This window comes from Enterococcus pallens ATCC BAA-351, from assembly GCF_000407485.1.
Lineage (GTDB): Bacteria > Bacillota > Bacilli > Lactobacillales > Enterococcaceae > Enterococcus_A > Enterococcus_A pallens.
In genome coordinates, this window is the sequence record NZ_ASWD01000008.1 from 95,365 (window position 1) to 114,488 (window position 19,124).

Below are 19,124 nucleotides of genomic sequence, written 5' to 3' on the forward strand. Positions count from 1 at the left end.
GAAAAGGATGAGTAAAACAGTAATTGTTCATAAAGGAAAAGGTGGCTGGGGTGGTCCATTAACCTTGGTACCAGATGCGAAAAAACGATACGTCATTAGTGTAACTGGCGGTGGTATCCACCCCGTAGCCGAAAAAATTGCTCAATTAACCGGAACAACAGCAGTGGATGCATTTAAGAACCCGGTAGAAAAAGAAGAAACCTTAGCAGCAGTGATCGACTGCGGAGGAACAGCTCGTTGCGGTACCTATCCACGGATGCGTATTCCAACAGTCAATGTAAAGCTGCAGGCACCTTCTGGACCACTAGCGAAATTCATGACTGAAGATATTTTTGTTTCAGGAACAACAGTAAATGATTTGGAATTAATCAATGGGAATTCCAGCCGATTGGAAGAAACTGTCGTTCAAGAAATAAAAGAAGAACCAATTGTTAGGGAGATGGAAGAACCGACACCGGAAGCAGCTGCGACAGCGTCGGAAGAAAGCTACGAAAATAAAAAAGGGTTCATTGGACTGATTGATAAAATAGGCCGGGCAGCTGGGAGCTTTATCAATATTATGTATCAGGCGGGACGCGAAACGATCGAAACGGTTATGACCAATATTTTACCGTTTATGGCCTTTGTCGCGACCTTAATTGGGATCATCAATTATACCGGTATCGGTGATTTGATCGCAAAAGTCTTGTCCCCGTTAGCTGGAAGTCTGATTGGCTTGGTAATTTTAGGCTTAATTACCAGCCTGCCATTTCTGTCGCCGCTATTGGCACCAGGAGCCGTGATTGCTTCAGTGATCGGGTTATTAATCGGTACAGAAATTGCAAACGGAACCATTCCGGCCCATTATGCATTACCAGCATTATTTGCTATCAATTCACAGGTTGGCTGTGACTTTGCACCAGTAGGGATGACTCTTGGTGAGGCTGATCCGGCAACGATTTCCTCTGGTGTACCATCGATTCTTTTCTCACGGGTGTTAACCGGCCCATTGGCAGTTGTGGTTGCTTACTTCATGTCATTCGGACTGTAAAAATAATTTAAGAGGTGAAGGGTAAATGATTCCTGAAAAAATTAAGTTTGGCTGCTTACTCGAAAAGGGAGTAGCCGAGGTGAAAGAAATGAAATTGCCAGAGCTCAAGGAGGATGAGCTTCTTGTGAAGCAGGAAGCCTGCAACATCTGTACAACCGATTATCAGCAATGGTTGGGACTGCGGGAGCATCAAGGCTATCCTATGGCAGGTGGACATGAATGTTCAGGAACAGTGATTGCTAAAGGAGCTGCTGTTGGCGACACTTACGAAGTTGGCGATAAAGTCAGCGTCGTTTATGACTATTGCGGTTATTGTGATGAATGTAAACACGGCGAGGTAACCAGCTGTGAAAACATCAAGCAGTTTGGTAAAAATTACTCAGAGGACTATTACGGGATCTTCGGCTTTGCCAACTACTTTATTCGTAAGGCAAAAAGCTTTGTGAAAATGAATCCAGACTTGCCTGCTTCAGAAGCAGCCTTTGTTGAGCCTTTATCATCGGTGATTCAAAATATGAAGAAGCTGCGGGTGAAATCCGGTACCGATACCGTAGTTGTCATCGGTGCAGGAACCATGGGACTGCTAAATGCGGAAACAGCACGGGCGTTTGGCGCTCGGGTAATTGTTTCTGAATTAATGGAGAAAAAGCTGCAGGTAGCACAAGCAATGGGCTTTGAAACCATCAACCCTAAAGAAGTAGATGCAGTTGCTAAGGTAAAGGAATTAACCAATGGCAAGGGAGCCGATATCGTAGTTGTAGCGGTAGGTGCCACTGCAGCAAACAATCAGGCCTTGGAAATGGTGAAGCCAAAGGACGGCAAAATATCTATGTACGCCGCCGGCTATCCAGCACCGGAGATGGATGTTGATCCTAACAAGATCCATTACATGCGCTTAGAATTAATCGGAACCTATGGATCAACCTTGGAAGATTTTTCTGACGCGGCTGAGATGCTGAACACAGGTCGAGTAAATGTTTCCAAATTGGTAGAAACACACATTCCATTGGCGGAAATTCAAGCGGCCTTTGAGGCGGCAAGTACCCCAGGCAACTTTCGAGTGTCAGTCACATTAAATGAAGATAGGAGTTAAAGAAATGGCAAAATGTTTAGCAATCGCAGACCTTTTCATCGATCAGGAAATGATGGAAAAGGGACTCACCCTGTTAGAAGAAAAAGGAATTACTGTTGTTGTCAAGAATTGGCAGCATGAGGATTTGGAGGCTTTGCAAAAGGACAATATTACGCTGGAAAAACAAGGCAGTGAAGCTGTTGATTTGCCAGAGGAATTACTAGCGGATATTGAAGAATATGATTATATCATTACGCAATTTGCTCCGATTGGCAAAAAAGTTATCGACCGAGCAAAAAAACTGAAATTTATCGGTGTTTTGCGAGCAGGGATTGAAAACGTCAACCGCAGCTATGCTGAAGCCAAAGGAATCACAGTCTTTAATACACCTGGTCGCAGCGAAACCAGCGTTTCAGAATACGCTGTCGGATTGATGCTGTCAGAAATCCGTAATATTGCTCGAGCAGACCGCAAGCTGCGCAATGGCGAGTGGGAAAAATACTACCCTAATGGTGTATTGGCACCAGAATTGAAAGAATCGGTAGTTGGTTTAGTTGGTTATGGGGCAATCGGACAGAAGGTAGCTAATTTAGTTCGACCCTTTGGCGGCAAAATTATCTTCTTTGACGACTATTTCACTGGAGACACACCAGATACTCAAGTTTCCTTAGAAGAATTAGTCACTCAAGCCGACATTATTTCCATGCATTACCGACTGACACCAGAAACCAAGAATATGTTGAATCGTGAGCACTTCAAAAAGATGAAGTCTACCGCTGTAGTTATTAACAGTGCTCGTTCAGGACTAATTAATGAACAAGATTTAATTGAAGCCCTGCAAAACAAAGAAATTACTGGAGCAGCAGTAGATGTCTTTGAGCAAGAGCCGCTGCCAGCTGACCATCCTTATTTAACGCTGGAAAATGTGACCATCACACCACATATCGCAGGATCAACAATCGGCAATTTCGCTAATTCACCGAAGATTTTAGCGAACCGTATGGTGAAGGAGTACCTGCCAACCGCTGTGACAGTAAACTAAATCATTCATAATAGGAGAACACAATGATCGATCTTCGCTTGGTATTCATAATTATCGCTTTACTACTGTTAAATCTCGCTACCTCAATGAGTCATGCCAGCTATTATCGGAAGACACTGCGAAGCATGATGGAACGAAATGAAGAAGGTTTTCTTGGTGTAGGTATGGCCAACAGCAAATTAAAGGCACGCATGATTACCTTGATGCTGGCAGACAAAAACGGTGTGATTACTGAATGCCAAGTGATGTCAGGTCTAACCGTTTTCGCCAAATTTAGAACCTGTCATGAATTAACCGGCTGCAGTATTCAAAACCTGTCAGCAGAAATTCAAACGAGTAAATACAAAGCATCTATCGAAGAAGCCATCAAACTAATCCAAATTGAAATGGACAATAAAAAATCGGAGGGAACAACATGACACTGTATGGAGAACTGTTAAAACGTCAACAAGAAGGAAATCCAATTCGCGTCGGAGTAATCGGGGCTGGGCAAATGGGCCGCGGCATGATCGCCCAAATTGCGACGATACCTGGCATGATCGTAACTGGAGTCAGCGATCTGTTCGTAGAAAATGCTGAGAAGGCCAAAGAAGCATATTTAGCCTCTTCAGAAGTAAAAAATGATCTGCTGGTATCGGCGGATTTTAAGGAGATTATTCACTCTGACTTAAACGAAGTAATTGTTGATGCTACCGGTGTTCCTGAGGTGGGCGCCAAAATTGCGCTGGAAACCTTAATTGCCAAAAAACATTTAGTCCTATTAAATGTTGAAATCGATATTACCATTGGACCATTGATGCATAAATTATATGACTCAGCTGGTCTCGTTTATACCGGCTCTGATGGGGATGAACCAGCAGCGACAACTGAATTATTTGAATTCGCAAAATCAATGGGAATGGAAGTCTTAGTTGCCGGAAAAGGCAAAAACAATAAGCTGAAAACAACTGCCAATCCTGATACAGCCGCTGAAGAAGCCGCCGGCAAGCATATGGCAGCTCACATGCTGGCAGCCTTCCAGGATGGAACAAAAACAATGGCGGAAATGAACCTGCTCTCTAATGCGATTGGTTATATTCCAGATAAGGTGGGAATGCACGGCTTATCCGGTGATGTGGACTCAGTAATTAAGGATCTAGATTTGAAGGAAAAGGGCGGGGTTCTTTCACAATACGGCGTAGTAGAATATGTGGATGGTCTAGCCCCTGGTGTCTTTGTCATTGTCAAAGGACAAAATGCTGATGTGACTGGTGAATTGAACTATCTGATGAAAAAAGGCGACCGCGATCATCACATTCTGTACCGACCATATCATTTAGCCAGCTTAGAAACACCAATTACTATTGCTAAAGCCGTTCTGCAGCAGGATCATGCCATCATTCCAATGGGGGCACCGATTTCAGAAACTGTGGCCGTTACTAAAAAAGCTATCAAAGCTGGAGAAAAATTAGACGGTATCGGCGGTTATTGTGTTCGAGGCGTTTTAGAAACACATGCTGACATGGATGCACAAGGACATATTCCAATTGGTTTAATTTCGGGTGAGGTTGTAGCTAAACGCGACATCCAGGCAGAAACCTTCATTACCGAAGACGATGTAGAATTGGATCAAAGCACCTCAGTATGGCAATTGCGCAAACTGCAAGATGATACCTTTAAAGGAGCTTAAGCATGCATCAAACAAAAATTACTGAAATTGGTTCGATTGTCGAAGATTTCGCCGAAGAGTTTCTGCTAGTGCTGTTTGGACCGGAAGCGACAGCAGAATTGCGCGACATTTGTGTCATTCACGAGACAGATCAGCGCCCGGCGGATGCCTTAAAAAAAGGCGGCAAACTGACCATTGGCTCACAGGAATATACCATTTTGGAGGTGGGCAGCGAAGCCAATCCAAATTACCAAGCACTGGGACATATTTCGATTTATTTTAGAGATGGCGCAAACAATGAAATTCTACCAGGTGCCATTTTGGTTGAACCAAAAGTATTTCCTAAGCTGCAGGTGGGAGACGTCATTACATTTAATTAGCTGCTGGGGGGAATCCTGAATCTCATATAAGGAGAAACTAGTGATGGATATAATAGAAGAAAAAAATATTGTCAAAATGGCCTGCTTATATTATGAGGAGGGATTAACCCAGGCTCAGATCGCCAAGCAGGTAGGAGTTTCTCGCTCTTTGGTATCTAAATTACTGCTGGATGCCCGCGAAGAAGGCATTGTAGAAATCACCATTAATAGTAAAAATGCCTATACTTCCATGCTGGAACGAAAGCTGGAAAAGAAATATGGTTTGGCAGCGGCTGTTATCATCGATTCCAAGGATCTTACGATTGAAGAAATCGAAAAAATGACTGCAAAAGCTGCTGCTTACTATTTAAATAAGCAAATGAAGCAGGCTAAAAGTGTCGGGATTTCTTGGGGCAAGGCAATTAGAAGAATGGTAGACTATTTTCCTTACAGCAATCATTCCGCCCTTTCAGTTGTCCCGCTAATCGGCGGCATGGGAGATGATTTCGTCAACATCCACTCTAATCAGTTAAGTCATGATTTGGCTAAAAAGGTTCGCGGCAAGTCCAAATATCTCTATGCACCAGCGCTGCTAGCAAACGAACAGCTGGCAGATGCTCTAAAAAGCAACCAAGCGATTGAATCAGTATTAAACGATGGTCTAAATGTAGATATCGCAGTTGTTGGAATCGGCAGTCCTTACAAGCGAAGTACAATGGAAGAAATCGGCTATCTTTCTCAAGAAGATATCGAAGAACTCCGCAGCAGCCAAATCGTTGGTGATATCAATTCCCGTTTTTACAATGCGCGAGGAGAAGAAGCTGCCTGCAAAATCAACCGAAGCATCATCGGAGTGAACTTGCCCGCTATTAAGCAGGTTCCCCAAGTATTAACGATTGCTGCTGATGACCAGCGGATAGAAGCAATTAAAGTAGCCGTAGAAAATCAGCTAGTCAACGTACTAGTAACTACCGATGCGATTGCTTCACAATTATTGAATGACGAATAGAAATATTCTAAAAGAGCATTCCTGCTTCTAAAGCAGGGATGCTCTTTTTATATAAAAATGACAAAAATAATCGATTCTCATCGTATTTATTCAATTAACTCATCGTTTTTTAACAAAAGATTCGCGATAAATAATTAATGTGTAAACGCTCACAATGAAGAAGATGATGAAGGCAAATATCGGATTCAAGCCACTTGAAAATTTTCAATTCATTTCTACTATCCACAGTAAAGGTATCAAAGTAATCCAAGTGAATGAATGATCAATCTTTTTATAGAAATTAAAAAAAGTGATCTTTATAGTCAGTAATACCTTTAGTTTATGTTATTTAATTTAGAGCTCTATTTTTACATTATATAATGAATAAAGCAAATAGCAAATGGGTTCCAGTGCATAAAACCAGGTACTATCACCTTTTCTATAGGCTTTTTAGCAATGGTAACATATGTTCCAATCAATATATAAAGTTCAGAAAGTTAAAAGAAAGCGTTGGCATGTTTTTGGGTCATGTTATACTAAGGGTGTCTTAAGGCATATGACAGTTTAGTTGTCATATGACAATATTATGGAGGGATTCACAATGACACTTTACGGAAAGCTTTTGGAGAGAGAAAGAAACAATGACCCAATCAAAGTCGGAGTAATTGGCGCTGGTCAAATGGGATTCGGGATGATCGCCCAAATTTCAACCATTCCAGGGATGGCAGTGACTGGAGTCAGCGACATCAATATCGACGGAGCCAAACGAGCAGCTGAGGCCTATAATGCAAGTGCGGAAAAGAAAGTTGACATCTTAACTAGTGCAGATTTTAAAGAAATTAATCATTCAGATAAAGTAGAAGTAATTGTAGATGCAACAGGTGTACCAGAGGTCGGCGCTCAAATTTCCTTAGAGACATTGTTAGCCAAAAAGCATTTAGTTCTCTTGAATGTAGAAGTGGATATTACCATTGGCCCTCTGATGAAGAAAATGTATGATTCAGCAAACTTAATTTACACCGGATCTGATGGCGATGAGCCAGCAGCAACTACTGAGCTGTTCGAATTTGCGAAAAGCATGGGGATGGAAGTCTTAGTTGCTGGTAAAGGAAAGAACAACAAGTTAAAGGTTGGCGCTAATCCAGATACTGCCCAAGCGGAAGCGGATGCGAAAAACATGTCTAGCCATATGTTGGCCGCCTTCCAGGATGGTACAAAGACCATGGCGGAAATGAACCTATTATCCAATGCGATCGGCTTTGTTCCTGATAAAGTTGGAATGCATGGAATCAGCGGGGATGTTGATTCAGTAATTAAAGATTTAGATACTAAAGAAAATGGCGGTATCTTAGATAAATACGGTGTTGTCGAATATGTAGACGGCCTAGCACCAGGTGTATTCGTCATTGTTAAAGGTCAAAACGAAGGCGTACAGCACGAGTTAAGCTACTTAATGAAGAAGGGCGATCGCGATCATCACATCCTGTACCGTCCATACCATTTAGCCAGCTTAGAAACACCGATTACAATTGCCAAAGCAGTCTTAAATCACGATCATGCGATTGTTCCAATGGGTGCACCAATCTCTGAAACAGTGGCAGTAGCGAAGAAAGACATTAAAAAAGGTGAAAAAATCGATGGCATCGGCGGCTACTGTGTTCGCGGCGTTCTGGAAACTCACGCCGATATGGCGAAAAACGGCAATGTGCCAATTGGGTTAGTCGGCGGAACATCAGTTGCTAAACGTGACATTAAAGATGGCACCTTCTTAACCTACGATGATATTGAAATCGATGAAACAACGACTGTTTATCGTCTACGGAAATTACAAGATTCTACATTTGGTGACTAAGAAACAATAGAGCGGCTGGGGGGACGCCCCCTGCCTGCTTTTGGAAAGGAAGAGCCTTATGGGTGGATTTGTTATACTTTTAGCTATATTGATGATGCTGCAAAGTGTTTTTAGTGTTGTCCAAGTCAAATATTATCAAAGCTTTATCCGCAAGATTACAACTGAACAGGCCGGCACGGACTATGATTTCTATACCGAAGTGGTAAAAGGCCGCCTGCTGCGAACCATCGTGGCGGTTGTAATCGATAAAAACGGAAAAGTCGTTCAGTGCTATTGCTGCAGCGGGTTAACGATCTTTGCCAAATTTAAAGAGGACCCAGCATATCAGGGCATGCACTTAGAAGAAATTTACAGCAAGAAGCTGCAAGAAAATCAATTATCGAAGATTGAAGAAGCATTGTCAAAAATCTACTCACGGAAATTGGAAGCGGTTACCTAAAAGGAGGACATTATTATGAAATATATCGAATGGGCAGGAAAAAACTTTATTGGTTTGTTTGAAGCAGGCGGCGAACAATTTATGGGCTACATGACCGGGATTGTTCCATTATTAATTGTACTATTAACCTTTACTTATTCAGTTATTGCATTTATCGGGGAAGAACGAGTTGACCGAGCAATCCGCTATTGTTCCAAATATATGATTTTGCGCTATTCATTAATGCCGATTTTAGCAGTTTTGATGTTAACCAACCCAATGGCTTATACCTTTGGAAAGTTTGTTAAGGAAGAAGAAAAACCAGCCTTTTACGATGCAGCGGTATCCTTTGTCCATCCCGTTACCGGCTTGTTCCCTTATGCCAATGCAGGTGAATTGTTTGTTTACCTAGGAATTGCCAATGGGGTAATGGAAGCCGGCTACAATCAGTCAAGCTTAGCCGTTCGTTACTTCCTAGTTGGGGTAGTAGTTATCTTGATGCGGGGCATTGTTACTGAGCGTTTGACCAAATTTATGATGGCCAAAGAAGCAAGAAAAGCGCGAGCATAAGAAGGAGGAAGCGGCATGTATAAAACAGTTTTTGTAAAACCGGGAAACAAAGGTTGGGGAGTTGGCTTAACCTTAGTACCCTCAGATAAAAAGAATAAAGTTGTCTCAGTTACTGGCGGCGGCATCCATCCGGTAGCCCAACAAATTGCCAATTTAACAGGCTGCGAGGCTTGTGACGGCTTCAAAAATTCAATTCCAGAAGATGAAACACTTTGTGCAGTTATTGACTGTGGGGGAACAGCCCGGATTGGGGTTTATCCGATGAAACGTATCCCAACCGTGGATATTTTACCATCGTCACCATCTGGACCTTTAGCAAAACATATCACTGAAGATATCTTCGTTTCTGGCGTACGTCCAGAAGATGTAACCTTAGTAGAAAATGCAGACCTAGAAGATCGTCAAATGGCAGGCATTGACCATGCGCATGCGACTGGTGCCGAGTCTGCAGCAGCAACCGAAGCAATGATCACTAAGCAAGACGAAGGACGCGAATCAGAAGAAGAATTCCGGGAAAGATATTCGAAAATCAAAGAAGAACATGCACAAGAAGTCGCAAAAAAAGACAGCTTCCTAGTTCGTTTTTCTCGTGGAATTGGTAGTGTCATGGGAACCTTCTATCAATCGGGTCGTGACGCAGTTGATATGCTATTGAAAAATATCATTCCATTTATGGCCTTTATCAGTATGATGGTGGGGATCATTAACTACACTGGTGTCGGCGACTGGTTGGCCAATGTTTTGTCTCCATTAGCAGGGTCACTGCCAGGAATGATTGCTTTGTCTCTAATTTGTACGATTCCGATTTTATCGCCAATCTTAGGACCAGGTGCAGTAATTTCACAGGTAATCGGGGTACTAATTGGTACGCAGATTGCGAATGGATCAATTCCGGTACAATACGCATTGCCTGCTTTGTTTGCAATTAATGGACATGCTGGTTGTGACTTCATTCCGGTTGGTTTATCATTAGGAGAGGCGAAACCTGAAACCGTAGCCATCGGTGTTCCGGCGATCCTGTATGGTCGGATGTTAACTGGATTCACTGCCGTAATTTTGGCTTGGTTGGCAAGTTTCGGTATGTATTAAAAAGAATTTGAATGGGAGCGAATAACTAAATGGTAAAAACGAAGATTATAGAAATTGGCAGCATGGTACCAGCTTTTGAAGAAGAACAGTTGATTATTCTCTTTGGACCAAAGGCAACCGCTGAATTAAGAGATATCTGTTTGATTCATGAATTTGAAGATACACCAAAGGATGCCTTAAAAGTTGGTGGCAAAATAAAATTTGGAGATCAAGAATTTACAATTGATGAAGTTGGCTCTCAAGCGAACGCAAATTTTGAAGAATTAGGTCATATTTCCATCTACTTCCGTAACGAAGTCGGTGATGTTCTACCAGGAGCAATCATTGTAAGCCCTGGCGGATTTCCAAAATTTGAAGTTGGCGATACAATTGAAGTATTGTAATTAAACGCGACCTCCCTTACACTCTAAGGGAGGATTTTTTTAATATTCAGCTTCACAAAATTAAAGAATTGCGAAGCTTTTACGGTGAGGGGCGTTTAGGATGGAAAAGGGCAAGAACAATAATCGAGACTTAGTAAAAGTAGCAACCATGTACCATAAGGAAAATATGAAGCAGTCAGACATTGCGAAGCGGTTGGGTATTTCACGATCATTGGTTTCCAAGTATCTTATCGATGCAAAGAATCAAGGGATCGTGGAAATTTATATCAAAAGCGAAAGCGCTTACTCTATTGAGCTGGAGCTTCAATTGGAACAGCTTTTTGGATTAACCAAAGCAGTGGTGTTAGATACCAGTACCCTGCGAGAAAATGAGATTGAAAAAATCATTATTCAAACAGCAATTACTGCCTATAAAAGAGATATTGCCAAAGCTGAAAAAATCGGCTTGTCATGGGGGAAAATTTTACGTCGATTTGTTGATGAGTATCCTTACGAAAATCATCCTGATGCTTGCATCATTCCTTTGATCGGCGGGATGGGCTCAGATTATGTCGATATCCACTCCAATCAGCTGGCGTATGACTTAGCCAGAAAGCTGCGGGCCAAATGTAAATTTTTGTATTCACCTGCCTTAGTAGACAATCCACAAATCAAGGAGAACTTAATCAATAATGCTGCCATTAAGGATGTGTTGGAGGCTGGCAGAAGTGTTGATATGGCCATCGTTGGCTTGGCATCACCATTTTCCGACAGCAACACCATGACTGAAATCGGCTATATCAGCCAGGAAGATATCCAAATGCTGGCAGAAGCCGAAGTTGTTGGCGACATTAACTCAAAATTCTTTGATGCAGAAGGCCAAGAGGTCGCCTGTACCATTAACGAAAATGTTATTGGTGTCAGCTTGGACAGCATTCGGAAAATTCCTAAAGTTGCCACTATCTGTTATGAGGATACGAAGAAAGAAACGCTTTATGTAGCGATGAAGTCTAAGGTTTTTAATTGTGTGACGGTGACGGATGTGCTGGCAGAATATTTGATTAATCGGATACAGCAAAAATAAAATAAGGACACTGCCGAGGTAGTGTCCTTATTATTTATGGATGTGCAGCGATAAAATTCTCAACCGTCTCTTTATATTTAGCAGGATCTTTCGACATCGCTTGGGCATGTCCAGCTCCGGCAACTACGTATTTTTCCTTTGGTGCATCGGTGGCTGCATAGACCTCATCCAGCATATAAAATGGCACGAAATCGTCCTTGTCACCATGAATAAACAGCATCGGGGTCTTATTTTTCTTTAACTGCTTCACCGCATCTGCTTCTCCAAAGAAGTAGCCAGCTCGAACCTTAGTCACCAGACTAGTCATTGGAATTAACGGGAATGAAGGCAAATTAAACATTTCCTTCAGCTGATAGCTTAGTTCATCCTTAGCGGAAGTATAACCGCAGTCCTCAATGATCGCTTTCACATTGTCCGGTAATTTCTCGCCGCTGGTCATCATAACAGTCGCAGCGCCCATGCTGACACCGTGTAAGACGATCGATTCATCAGAGTTCGTTTTTTTCAATACTTCCTGAATCCACTTCACATAATCCTTGCGCTCATCCCAGCCAAAGCCAATATAATCTCCTTCACTGGAGCCATGTCCCCGCGCATCGGGCACCAGTACATTGTAGCCTAAGTTATGATACAGCTCTGCATACTCAGCCATATCCTCCGCTTTACCCATGTACCCATGAGCCACAATCGCCGTCTTCTTTTCATCCTTTTCAGCGGGCAAATAAATCGCTGAGAGCTTTAAATCATCCGCTGAGGTCAGCTGCCAGGTTGTTCGATTGTTTTCATCGGTAAACCAGTTTTCTGCTTGAATCTGCTCTTCGGATTTCTCCCAGCTGCCATCTCCTAAAAAATCTTTTTCAGTAGGAACAACGGCATAGTTGTAAAAGTAATTACCGGCAAAGATCAAGCCGATGATCAAAACAACCACGACACCAATCAAAATTTTCATACTCTTTTTCACAAACCTGCTCCTTGTCTTTTCTTTCATTCAGGCTATTGAACCTAAAATTTTTAGTCATTAGCGTATCCACGAGTCAATTATACTTGAGAATACGAAGGACTGCCAAAAGCACACGCTTTAAAACAGTATAGGGTAACATTTTTTGTATTGATATAAGCAGTTTAGATTGTAACATAGTTTTCTGGGCTTTTTCTAAATAGAAGGATAAGTGATGAAAGATTGTAAACGAGCTATGTTGAAACAAAAATACTGTACAACGTACGTTGATTTCAGTGAGTGACGGCCCATAAAATTATTTCCTAATGAGTAATCTATTTTTTTACACAGCAGAATTGAGTCAACAAAGTAGCGAATTCCAATATGATATAATTATTTCAGGCATAATAGTGTGGGTTAGGAGTATTGGAGTGTGTTTCTATGATTATTGAACTATTAGAAGAGAAGAAAAACTTTACACAGACAGAAAAGCAAATTGCTGATTTTATTTTAAAGAAACCTTTCGAACTAAGTGAGATATCAGCTGATGAACTAGGAAAGAGATCATTTACAAGTAAAGCATCCGTTTTTCGTTTTTGTAAAACGCTAGGGGTCAGCGGCTATGATGAACTTAGAAGAAGAGTTGAACATGAGAGCAATGAAAAATCGCGCCTAAATATGCTTTTAGAGCAGGAGCCGATTGGAAAAGAGACGTCATTAAAGGATCTGATTTCTATTATTCCTTCTGTTTATGACACTGCTATCAGTAAAACCAAGATGCTGCTGGATTATAGTGCGATTAGTCGTGTCGTTGGTTATATGAAGCGAGCAGATAAGTTAGATATTTATAGTGGTGGGATTACTTACAGTTGTGCGAGTGCCGCTCGATTTAAGTTTTTATCCATAGGAATGGACTGTAATGCGCATTCGGGTGTGAATGAGCACTATATCATGGCAAATCGTGAAAGAAATGTTGTTGCCTTGGTTTTATCATTTACAGGGCAAAATCCAACGATGATTCGTATTGCTGAGTACCTGAAAAAGAATGGCATACTCGTAATAGGGATTGGCGGGACAGAGTCTCCAGACTTAAAAAATATTTGTGATGAATATATAGAAATCTTCAATCGAGAGCTAGTCATGAGCATGGAGATTTTAACACCATTTACTTCGCTAACGTATGCTTTAGATATTCTCTTCGCAGCGACTTTAATTGAAGATTATGAAAAAAATTTGAAATACTCTGTGGACGTCATAAAAAATAAATACATCGATCCACCGGATAAATCATTTTATGCTGATTTCCTGGATTAACTTGAGCTTTCTATTTTCAAAATAGAAGGCTTTTTTAGTCTCATTATTTCCTTTGATTTTGATACTGTAGTCTCAAAAAAAGCTAAAATCTATTTGAAAAGCTGATACTGAGAGACCTAAGTGATGAAACTCTGCTGATTCTTGTAGCGAACCATGCTATTCTGAATTTATCAATAAAAGCGCTTTTATGATGAGTAACTAAAAATTTGGAGGAGTTAAGATGAATGATAAACAACTCGCTGAAAAAATTCTTGAGTTAAGCGGCGGAAATTCCAACATCACAGGGGTTACGCATTGTATGACCAGACTACGATTGAGCGTTAAGGATAATGGTGTAGTGAAGACGGATGCGCTTGAAAAGCTGCCGAATGTTCTAGGTGTAAATACGGTAGGAAGTAATCAGTTACAAATCATTTTAGGTGGAAAAGTGAAAAGTGTTCACGAAGCTTTCGTTCCATTAGTTGACACACAAAGCGGTAATGGCAATGCTTCAGAGCCGCAGCAAAAAGCCAATTTGTTTAACCGTTTCCTTGAGACGATTTCCGGTATTTTCTCGCCGGTTCTACCGGTAATTATCGGGGCTGGTTTAGTTAAGGGTATTTTGTTTACTTTAATGTTTGCAAAGGTTGTTCAACCGGATAGTCAGTTATTTAGCTTTTTAAACATCTTCTCCGATGCCGGTTTTTATTTCTTACCAATCTTTCTTGCCTACAGTGCCGGGATCAAGTTTAAATGCAATCCTTATCTAGCTGCTATGTTAGCTGCTATTATGCTGCATCCAGACTTAGTTTCCATGATGAGCGACTCTTCATCGCTGCACTTTTTAGGAATTCCAATTGTCAGTATGAGTTATGGAAGCTCAGTGATACCAATCATTTTTGGCGTCCTTTTCATGTCTTACGTGGAACGCTATGTGACAAAATTTCTTCCAGCTATTTTACGTACGGTTTTCGTGCCATTATTAACTATTTTGATTACAGCACCGATTGTTTTAGCAACCATTGGCCCGGCTGGAAAAATTCTTGGCGATGCAATTGGTAACGGGATTATTTGGCTATACCTATCACCATTAAGAGTGATCGCTGGTGCTTTAGTAGGGGGATTAATGCCTTTCTTAGTTATGACCGGCATGCACAATGGTCTTGGTCCGATTGGGCTTCAGACTATTTCTAAATATGGTGTTGACTATATTTTGGCGCTGCAGGTAGCCTCTAATTCAGCTCAGGCAGGCTCAGCATGGGCTGTATTTTTCAGAACGAAAAATAAAGAGTTCAAACAGCTTGTTCAAGCCGCGGCTTTTAGCGCTACCTTAGGGATAACGGAACCCGCATTATTTGGGGTTCATTTAAAATTGAAAAAAACGTTAGGACCAGTGGTAGCTGGAGGCGCAATTGGCGGTGCAATTGCTGCCTACTTTAAAGTGACATCTCTAGGTATGGCGACAGGTCCCATCATAGGAATTCCACTTTTTATTGGCGACACCTTCATTTGGTACATTGTTTCATTTATGACAGCCTTTATTATTGCCTTCATTCTAACGAATATTATCGGTTTTGAAGATGTTCCTGTAGAAGAAGTTGCTGCACCTATCCAAACAAGTGAAATGATTGATGTTGCCCTAGATCAAGAAGTGTTTAGTCCATTAGCTGGTGAAGTTGTTTCATTAGAGGAAGTGAAGGACAATGTTTTCTCGCAACGAATGATGGGAGATGGCGTCGCAATTAAACCTAGTAATGGCAAAGTAGTCGCTCCTTTTGATGGTGTAATTGAAGCTGCTTTTGAAACAAAGCACGCCATCGGATTGAAGAGTTACGATGGCTGTGAGCTGCTTATTCATGTTGGCTTAGACACCGTCGAATTAGAGGGCGCAGGTTATACGATGCATGTTAAAAAAGGAGATTCTGTATCTAAAGGGGATTTATTAATAGAATTTGATCGGACAGAAATCCAAGCTGCTGGTTATGACACGATTACACCAATCATTGTTACAAACACAGCAATGTATGAATCAATTGAGAAAACAAACAGTAAACAAGAAAATACTGGCGACAAGCTGATGAAGCTGATCGCAAAGAATTAAGGTATGAGATGTTTAGAAAGCAGGGACAATAATGGAAAAATTCGATGATAAGCAATTTCCTGAGGGATTTTTGTGGGGGGGAGCTGTTGCAGCAAATCAATGTGAAGGTGCTTATTTAGCAGATGGCAAGAAGCCGTCAACTGCCGATATGGTGACAGGTGGGACGAAGAATACGCCGAGAATGTTTGCGCCAAAAATTATGGAAGAGGCTTATTATCCAAGTCATGAAGCAATTGATTTTTATCATCGCTACAAGGAAGATATTGCACTGTTTGGAGAAATGGGGTTTAAGGTTTTCCGCTTGTCGATTAATTGGACTAGAATCTTCCCTAATGGCGATGACCAAGAACCCAATGAAAAAGGGTTGGCTTTTTATGATAGTGTTTTTGATGAATGCAAAAAACATGGAATTGAACCCTTAGTCACACTAAGCCATTATGAAATCCCCTGGAATCTTGTCACGAAGTACAAAGGCTTTTATTCTAAAGAAACGATCAATTTATTTGTTCGTTATGCGACAACCTGCTTTGAGCGCTACAAAGATAAAGTAAAATACTGGCTGACTTTTAATGAGATTAATGTCGCTGCGATTGCGGAAGGCGCATTAAACGGGTTAGGACTGGTTCAAAGCGAAGATTTGGCGCGTACAGAGCCTATTCCATTAGATGAGTTGATGGATGATCCTCAAGAACGCTTTGAAGCATTGCACAATCAATTTGTCGCTTCAGCTTTAGCAGTTCAAGTAGGGCACAAAATCAATCCTGATTTTATGATCGGCTGCATGATTAATCGGATTACTTGGTATCCTCATACGCCTAATCCCCAAGATGTGCTTGCTTGTCAAAAGCATGATCGTCTATTTAATCAATTTGCTGGGGACATCATGGTTCGAGGGGAATATCCAAGCTATATGTACTCCTACTTTAAAGAAAACGGAATTGATCCATCATTCATCACAGAAGAAGACAAGGCCATCTTGTCTGCAGGCACAGTGGATATGTATACTTTCTCTTATTATTTAACCAATTGTGTGTCCGCAGATCCAGCGGTTGAAAAAGTAGGCGGAAATATAACCGGAGGTGCCCGGAATCCTTACCTTAAGCTTTCTGATTGGGGATGGCACATTGACCCGCAAGGCCTGCGGTACACGTTGAATTTGATTGCGGATCGTTACCCAAATATTCCGATAATGGTTGTAGAAAACGGGTACGGCGGCATTGATGAGGTAGAAGAAAATGGCACTATCCATGATACGGATCGAATCAATTATTTGAGAGATCATATCAAGGAAATGAGGAACGCGATTGCCGATGGCGTCCCATTGATCGGCTATACTGAATGGGGTCCCATTGATATTGTCAGTGTCGGTACGGGCGAAATGTATAAACGGTATGGCTTCATCTATGTAGATCGTCACGATGATGGTACAGGTGATTATAGTCGCAGGAAAAAAGACAGTTTTGAATGGTATAAAAAAGTGATCGCATCCAACGGTGCAGATTTATCGTAACACGTTCATAACAATCAGTTAAAAAGTATAAGGCTATTAGGATTTTTTCTGATAGCCTTTACGATTACATAGACAATGGAGGAAAATATGAAAAACAAAACAATCCGATTGCTATTGCCGCAATGGCAAGGTGGAAATAATTCAGATTATTATTTTGGTGCTGAGCTGTTAGCTCATATCGTGCCACAAAGTAAAGAGTCAGCATTGATTCGTGTGCCGGTAAACACTGACCTAGCCCAAGAACTATCCATCGAGCATGGTGTTGAAGGGGAAGGGCAGCTGCTGGCTCAATTAGAAGCTACAACAAAAATTTTGGAAGAAGAAAGTCCCGACAAGATTATTGTTCTAGGAGGGGATTGTTCTATTTCCCAAGCGCCTTTTGATTATTTAAATGGAAAATACGATGGGAAGCTGGGTGTCCTTTGGCTGGATGCTCATCCCGATGTTGCGACTATTGAGGATTCTACGAGGGATCATGAAATGGTTTTAGGAAATTTGTTGGGGCATGGTGCTCCGCAGTTTTCTGACAAGGTAAAAAATATCATTAAACCAGATAATGTCTTTTTTGCAGGCTTGATCTATGATGAGCTGCGTTCAAAAGATCAAGACGTGAATCGGTTGAATTTGCGATACGCAGTACCGGATCAGTTGAAAAAAGACAGTCAGCCAATTTTAGATTGGCTAAAGGAAAACCAAATTGAGCACATTGCGGTTCATTTTGATTTGGATGTATTGTCACCGCAGGATTTTCGTTCGATTTATCCAGCCGAACCTTATTTGGAAGAATTTGGAGCAGCAATTGGAGAATTGACGCTGAAAGAGGTGACCCGCATTCTCACCGATATTTCTAAGCAAGCAGACATTGTTGGCTTAAGTATTGCGGAGCATTTACCCTGGGATGCGATGAATCTTCGTGCCGCTCTAGCCCAGCTTCCACTATTCAATGACTGATAGCTTGAAAGGATTTAAGATGAAGAAACTGATCGTTTTAATGATAGGTATCTCAATGATGGCATTGGGAACCTCTATCTGCAATATAACAGGGCTAGGAATCGATCCCTTCAACGCATTATGTGTGGCTTTTTCAGAGCTTTTCACGATTCAATTAGGAACAATGGTCCTGATTTTACAGGCATTTCTTGGTATTTTCGTATTCATCTCTGATCGGAAAAAACTAGGGATCGGCACGTTAGTACCAATGATTTTATTTGGCTATTTTTTACAGTTTTTCAATTGGTTCATGCCACAACTAATTGAAGCATCCGCTAATTTGATAGTCAATCTGTCTCTATTTCTGGTAGGTATGATGATTATTTCCATCGGGATGTCCACTTATATGGAATGTGAAGTTGGGATGGTTCCTTATGACTGTTTGTCTTTTGTTATTGGAGAGCGCATCAATAAAAATCCTTTTACGTTTCGAGTGGCGATCGATACGACGGTTGCTGTCGCTGCGCTTCTATTAGGAGGTCCAATTAATGTCGGAACAGTTTTATTAGCCTTTTTCACAGGACCTTTAATCAACTTTTTCAGGAAAAAGCTGCCGAGGAAATTGTTTGTTGTCAATTAGTATGAGAAACAGAGTCAACGAAGTGATTAGCACTGCTGGCTCTGTTTTTATGTTGTGTAGCAAACTGTTTCATAAATAAAGCTGCATTTAAAAGACGAACTAGCTAGAGGAAACAGGCAAGAGCTGGTTAGAAATAGTTAAAAAATAACTAATTAAGTACACTTAGACTAAGGCTAGTAACGGAAAACATGCTACAATC

The 19,124-nt window shown here is 41.3% G+C and carries 19 protein-coding genes; 18 read left to right on the plus strand and 1 reads right to left on the minus strand.

The features are described from left to right. The first annotated feature begins 7 nt into the window (after positions 1–7). From srlE (I588_RS25430) to I588_RS25490, 13 genes are all read left to right on the plus strand, one after another. Positions 8–1,030: a PTS glucitol/sorbitol transporter subunit IIB gene (gene srlE / locus I588_RS25430; RefSeq protein ID WP_010758691.1), complete on the plus strand. Its 1,023-nt coding sequence runs from the start codon at positions 8–10 to the stop codon at positions 1,028–1,030. 25 nt (positions 1,031–1,055) lie between these two features. Beyond that, the gene (locus I588_RS25435) at positions 1,056–2,123 is read left to right on the plus strand and encodes a zinc-binding dehydrogenase (RefSeq protein WP_010758690.1); all 1,068 of its coding nucleotides are present in this window, start codon (positions 1,056–1,058) and stop codon (positions 2,121–2,123) included. Positions 2,124–2,127: 4 nt separating this feature from the next. Next, positions 2,128–3,144 (plus strand): 2-hydroxyacid dehydrogenase, encoded by a 1,017-nt coding sequence (locus I588_RS25440; RefSeq protein WP_010758689.1) that lies wholly within the window; start codon positions 2,128–2,130, stop codon positions 3,142–3,144. Between the two features lie 23 nt (positions 3,145–3,167). Continuing rightward, positions 3,168–3,563 (plus strand): transcriptional regulator GutM, encoded by a 396-nt coding sequence (locus I588_RS25445; protein WP_010758688.1) that lies wholly within the window; start codon positions 3,168–3,170, stop codon positions 3,561–3,563. Further along, positions 3,560–4,813, plus strand: a complete 1,254-nt coding sequence (locus tag I588_RS25450; RefSeq protein WP_010758687.1) for an NAD(P)H-dependent oxidoreductase — start codon at positions 3,560–3,562, stop codon at positions 4,811–4,813. The genes I588_RS25445 and I588_RS25450 overlap by 4 nt, the downstream gene beginning before the upstream one ends. Positions 4,814–4,815: 2 nt before the next feature. Next, positions 4,816–5,172 carry a PTS glucitol/sorbitol transporter subunit IIA gene (locus I588_RS25455; RefSeq protein WP_010758686.1) on the plus strand — a complete coding sequence of 119 codons (357 nt, stop codon included), beginning with the start codon at positions 4,816–4,818 and terminating at the stop codon, positions 5,170–5,172. A gap of 43 nt (positions 5,173–5,215) precedes the next feature. After that, entirely contained in the window at positions 5,216–6,160 is a 945-nt protein-coding gene (locus tag I588_RS25460; protein WP_010758685.1) for a sugar-binding transcriptional regulator, read from the plus strand. Between the two features lie 580 nt (positions 6,161–6,740). Beyond that, positions 6,741–7,991 carry an NAD(P)H-dependent oxidoreductase gene (locus I588_RS25465; RefSeq protein ID WP_010758684.1) on the plus strand — a complete coding sequence of 417 codons (1,251 nt, stop codon included), beginning with the start codon at positions 6,741–6,743 and terminating at the stop codon, positions 7,989–7,991. 58 nt (positions 7,992–8,049) lie between these two features. Beyond that, positions 8,050–8,430, plus strand: a complete 381-nt coding sequence (locus I588_RS25470; RefSeq protein ID WP_010758683.1) for a transcriptional regulator GutM — start codon at positions 8,050–8,052, stop codon at positions 8,428–8,430. Between the two features lie 15 nt (positions 8,431–8,445). Beyond that, entirely contained in the window at positions 8,446–8,979 is a 534-nt protein-coding gene (gene srlA, locus I588_RS25475) for a PTS glucitol/sorbitol transporter subunit IIC (protein WP_010758682.1), read from the plus strand. Between the two features lie 15 nt (positions 8,980–8,994). Continuing rightward, positions 8,995–10,068, plus strand: a complete 1,074-nt coding sequence (gene srlE / locus I588_RS25480; protein ID WP_010758681.1) for a PTS glucitol/sorbitol transporter subunit IIB — start codon at positions 8,995–8,997, stop codon at positions 10,066–10,068. A gap of 29 nt (positions 10,069–10,097) precedes the next feature. Beyond that, positions 10,098–10,451 carry a PTS glucitol/sorbitol transporter subunit IIA gene (locus I588_RS25485; protein WP_010758680.1) on the plus strand — a complete coding sequence of 118 codons (354 nt, stop codon included), beginning with the start codon at positions 10,098–10,100 and terminating at the stop codon, positions 10,449–10,451. A gap of 100 nt (positions 10,452–10,551) precedes the next feature. Beyond that, the gene (locus I588_RS25490) at positions 10,552–11,514 is read left to right on the plus strand and encodes a sugar-binding transcriptional regulator (protein ID WP_010758679.1); all 963 of its coding nucleotides are present in this window, start codon (positions 10,552–10,554) and stop codon (positions 11,512–11,514) included. A 34-nt stretch (positions 11,515–11,548) separates the two neighbouring features. Here I588_RS25490 and I588_RS25495 read toward each other — a convergent pair whose 3' ends face one another. Continuing rightward, the gene (locus I588_RS25495; protein WP_010758678.1) at positions 11,549–12,475 is read right to left on the minus strand and encodes an alpha/beta hydrolase; all 927 of its coding nucleotides are present in this window, start codon (positions 12,473–12,475) and stop codon (positions 11,549–11,551) included. A gap of 417 nt (positions 12,476–12,892) precedes the next feature. Here I588_RS25495 and I588_RS25500 point away from each other — a divergent pair, with 417 nt between their 5' ends. From I588_RS25500 to I588_RS25520, 5 genes are all read left to right on the plus strand, one after another. Next, positions 12,893–13,765: a MurR/RpiR family transcriptional regulator gene (locus I588_RS25500; RefSeq protein ID WP_010758677.1), complete on the plus strand. Its 873-nt coding sequence runs from the start codon at positions 12,893–12,895 to the stop codon at positions 13,763–13,765. Between the two features lie 220 nt (positions 13,766–13,985). Beyond that, a complete protein-coding gene (locus I588_RS25505; RefSeq protein WP_010758676.1) occupies positions 13,986–15,845 on the plus strand; it encodes a beta-glucoside-specific PTS transporter subunit IIABC in 1,860 nt (619 codons plus the stop codon). Between the two features lie 31 nt (positions 15,846–15,876). Beyond that, complete coding sequence (locus I588_RS25510) at positions 15,877–17,355, plus strand: glycoside hydrolase family 1 protein (protein ID WP_010758675.1); 1,479 nt, start codon at positions 15,877–15,879, stop codon at positions 17,353–17,355. Positions 17,356–17,442: 87 nt separating this feature from the next. After that, positions 17,443–18,306, plus strand: coding sequence for an arginase family protein (locus tag I588_RS25515; protein ID WP_010758674.1), 864 nt, complete (start codon positions 17,443–17,445; stop codon positions 18,304–18,306). A 19-nt stretch (positions 18,307–18,325) separates the two neighbouring features. Then, positions 18,326–18,925 (plus strand): YczE/YyaS/YitT family protein, encoded by a 600-nt coding sequence (locus tag I588_RS25520; protein ID WP_010758673.1) that lies wholly within the window; start codon positions 18,326–18,328, stop codon positions 18,923–18,925. The last annotated feature ends 199 nt before the right edge of the window (positions 18,926–19,124 follow it).

Excerpts from the sequence above, each read along its gene's own strand:
- srlE (WP_010758691.1), top strand. The coding sequence starts at position 8 with ATGAGTAAAACAGTAATTGTTCATAAAGGAAAAGGTGGCTGGGGTGGT.
- I588_RS25435 (WP_010758690.1), top strand. The coding sequence starts at position 1,056 with ATGATTCCTGAAAAAATTAAGTTTGGCTGCTTACTCGAAAAGGGAGTA.
- I588_RS25440 (WP_010758689.1), top strand. The coding sequence starts at position 2,128 with ATGGCAAAATGTTTAGCAATCGCAGACCTTTTCATCGATCAGGAAATG.
- I588_RS25445 (WP_010758688.1), top strand. The coding sequence starts at position 3,168 with ATGATCGATCTTCGCTTGGTATTCATAATTATCGCTTTACTACTGTTA.
- I588_RS25450 (WP_010758687.1), top strand. The coding sequence starts at position 3,560 with ATGACACTGTATGGAGAACTGTTAAAACGTCAACAAGAAGGAAATCCA.
- I588_RS25455 (WP_010758686.1), top strand. The coding sequence starts at position 4,816 with ATGCATCAAACAAAAATTACTGAAATTGGTTCGATTGTCGAAGATTTC.
- I588_RS25460 (WP_010758685.1), top strand. The coding sequence starts at position 5,216 with ATGGATATAATAGAAGAAAAAAATATTGTCAAAATGGCCTGCTTATAT.
- I588_RS25465 (WP_010758684.1), top strand. The coding sequence starts at position 6,741 with ATGACACTTTACGGAAAGCTTTTGGAGAGAGAAAGAAACAATGACCCA.
- I588_RS25470 (WP_010758683.1), top strand. The coding sequence starts at position 8,050 with ATGGGTGGATTTGTTATACTTTTAGCTATATTGATGATGCTGCAAAGT.
- srlA (WP_010758682.1), top strand. The coding sequence starts at position 8,446 with ATGAAATATATCGAATGGGCAGGAAAAAACTTTATTGGTTTGTTTGAA.
- srlE (WP_010758681.1), top strand. The coding sequence starts at position 8,995 with ATGTATAAAACAGTTTTTGTAAAACCGGGAAACAAAGGTTGGGGAGTT.
- I588_RS25485 (WP_010758680.1), top strand. The coding sequence starts at position 10,098 with ATGGTAAAAACGAAGATTATAGAAATTGGCAGCATGGTACCAGCTTTT.
- I588_RS25490 (WP_010758679.1), top strand. The coding sequence starts at position 10,552 with ATGGAAAAGGGCAAGAACAATAATCGAGACTTAGTAAAAGTAGCAACC.
- I588_RS25500 (WP_010758677.1), top strand. The coding sequence starts at position 12,893 with ATGATTATTGAACTATTAGAAGAGAAGAAAAACTTTACACAGACAGAA.
- I588_RS25505 (WP_010758676.1), top strand. The coding sequence starts at position 13,986 with ATGAATGATAAACAACTCGCTGAAAAAATTCTTGAGTTAAGCGGCGGA.
- I588_RS25510 (WP_010758675.1), top strand. The coding sequence starts at position 15,877 with ATGGAAAAATTCGATGATAAGCAATTTCCTGAGGGATTTTTGTGGGGG.
- I588_RS25515 (WP_010758674.1), top strand. The coding sequence starts at position 17,443 with ATGAAAAACAAAACAATCCGATTGCTATTGCCGCAATGGCAAGGTGGA.
- I588_RS25520 (WP_010758673.1), top strand. The coding sequence starts at position 18,326 with ATGAAGAAACTGATCGTTTTAATGATAGGTATCTCAATGATGGCATTG.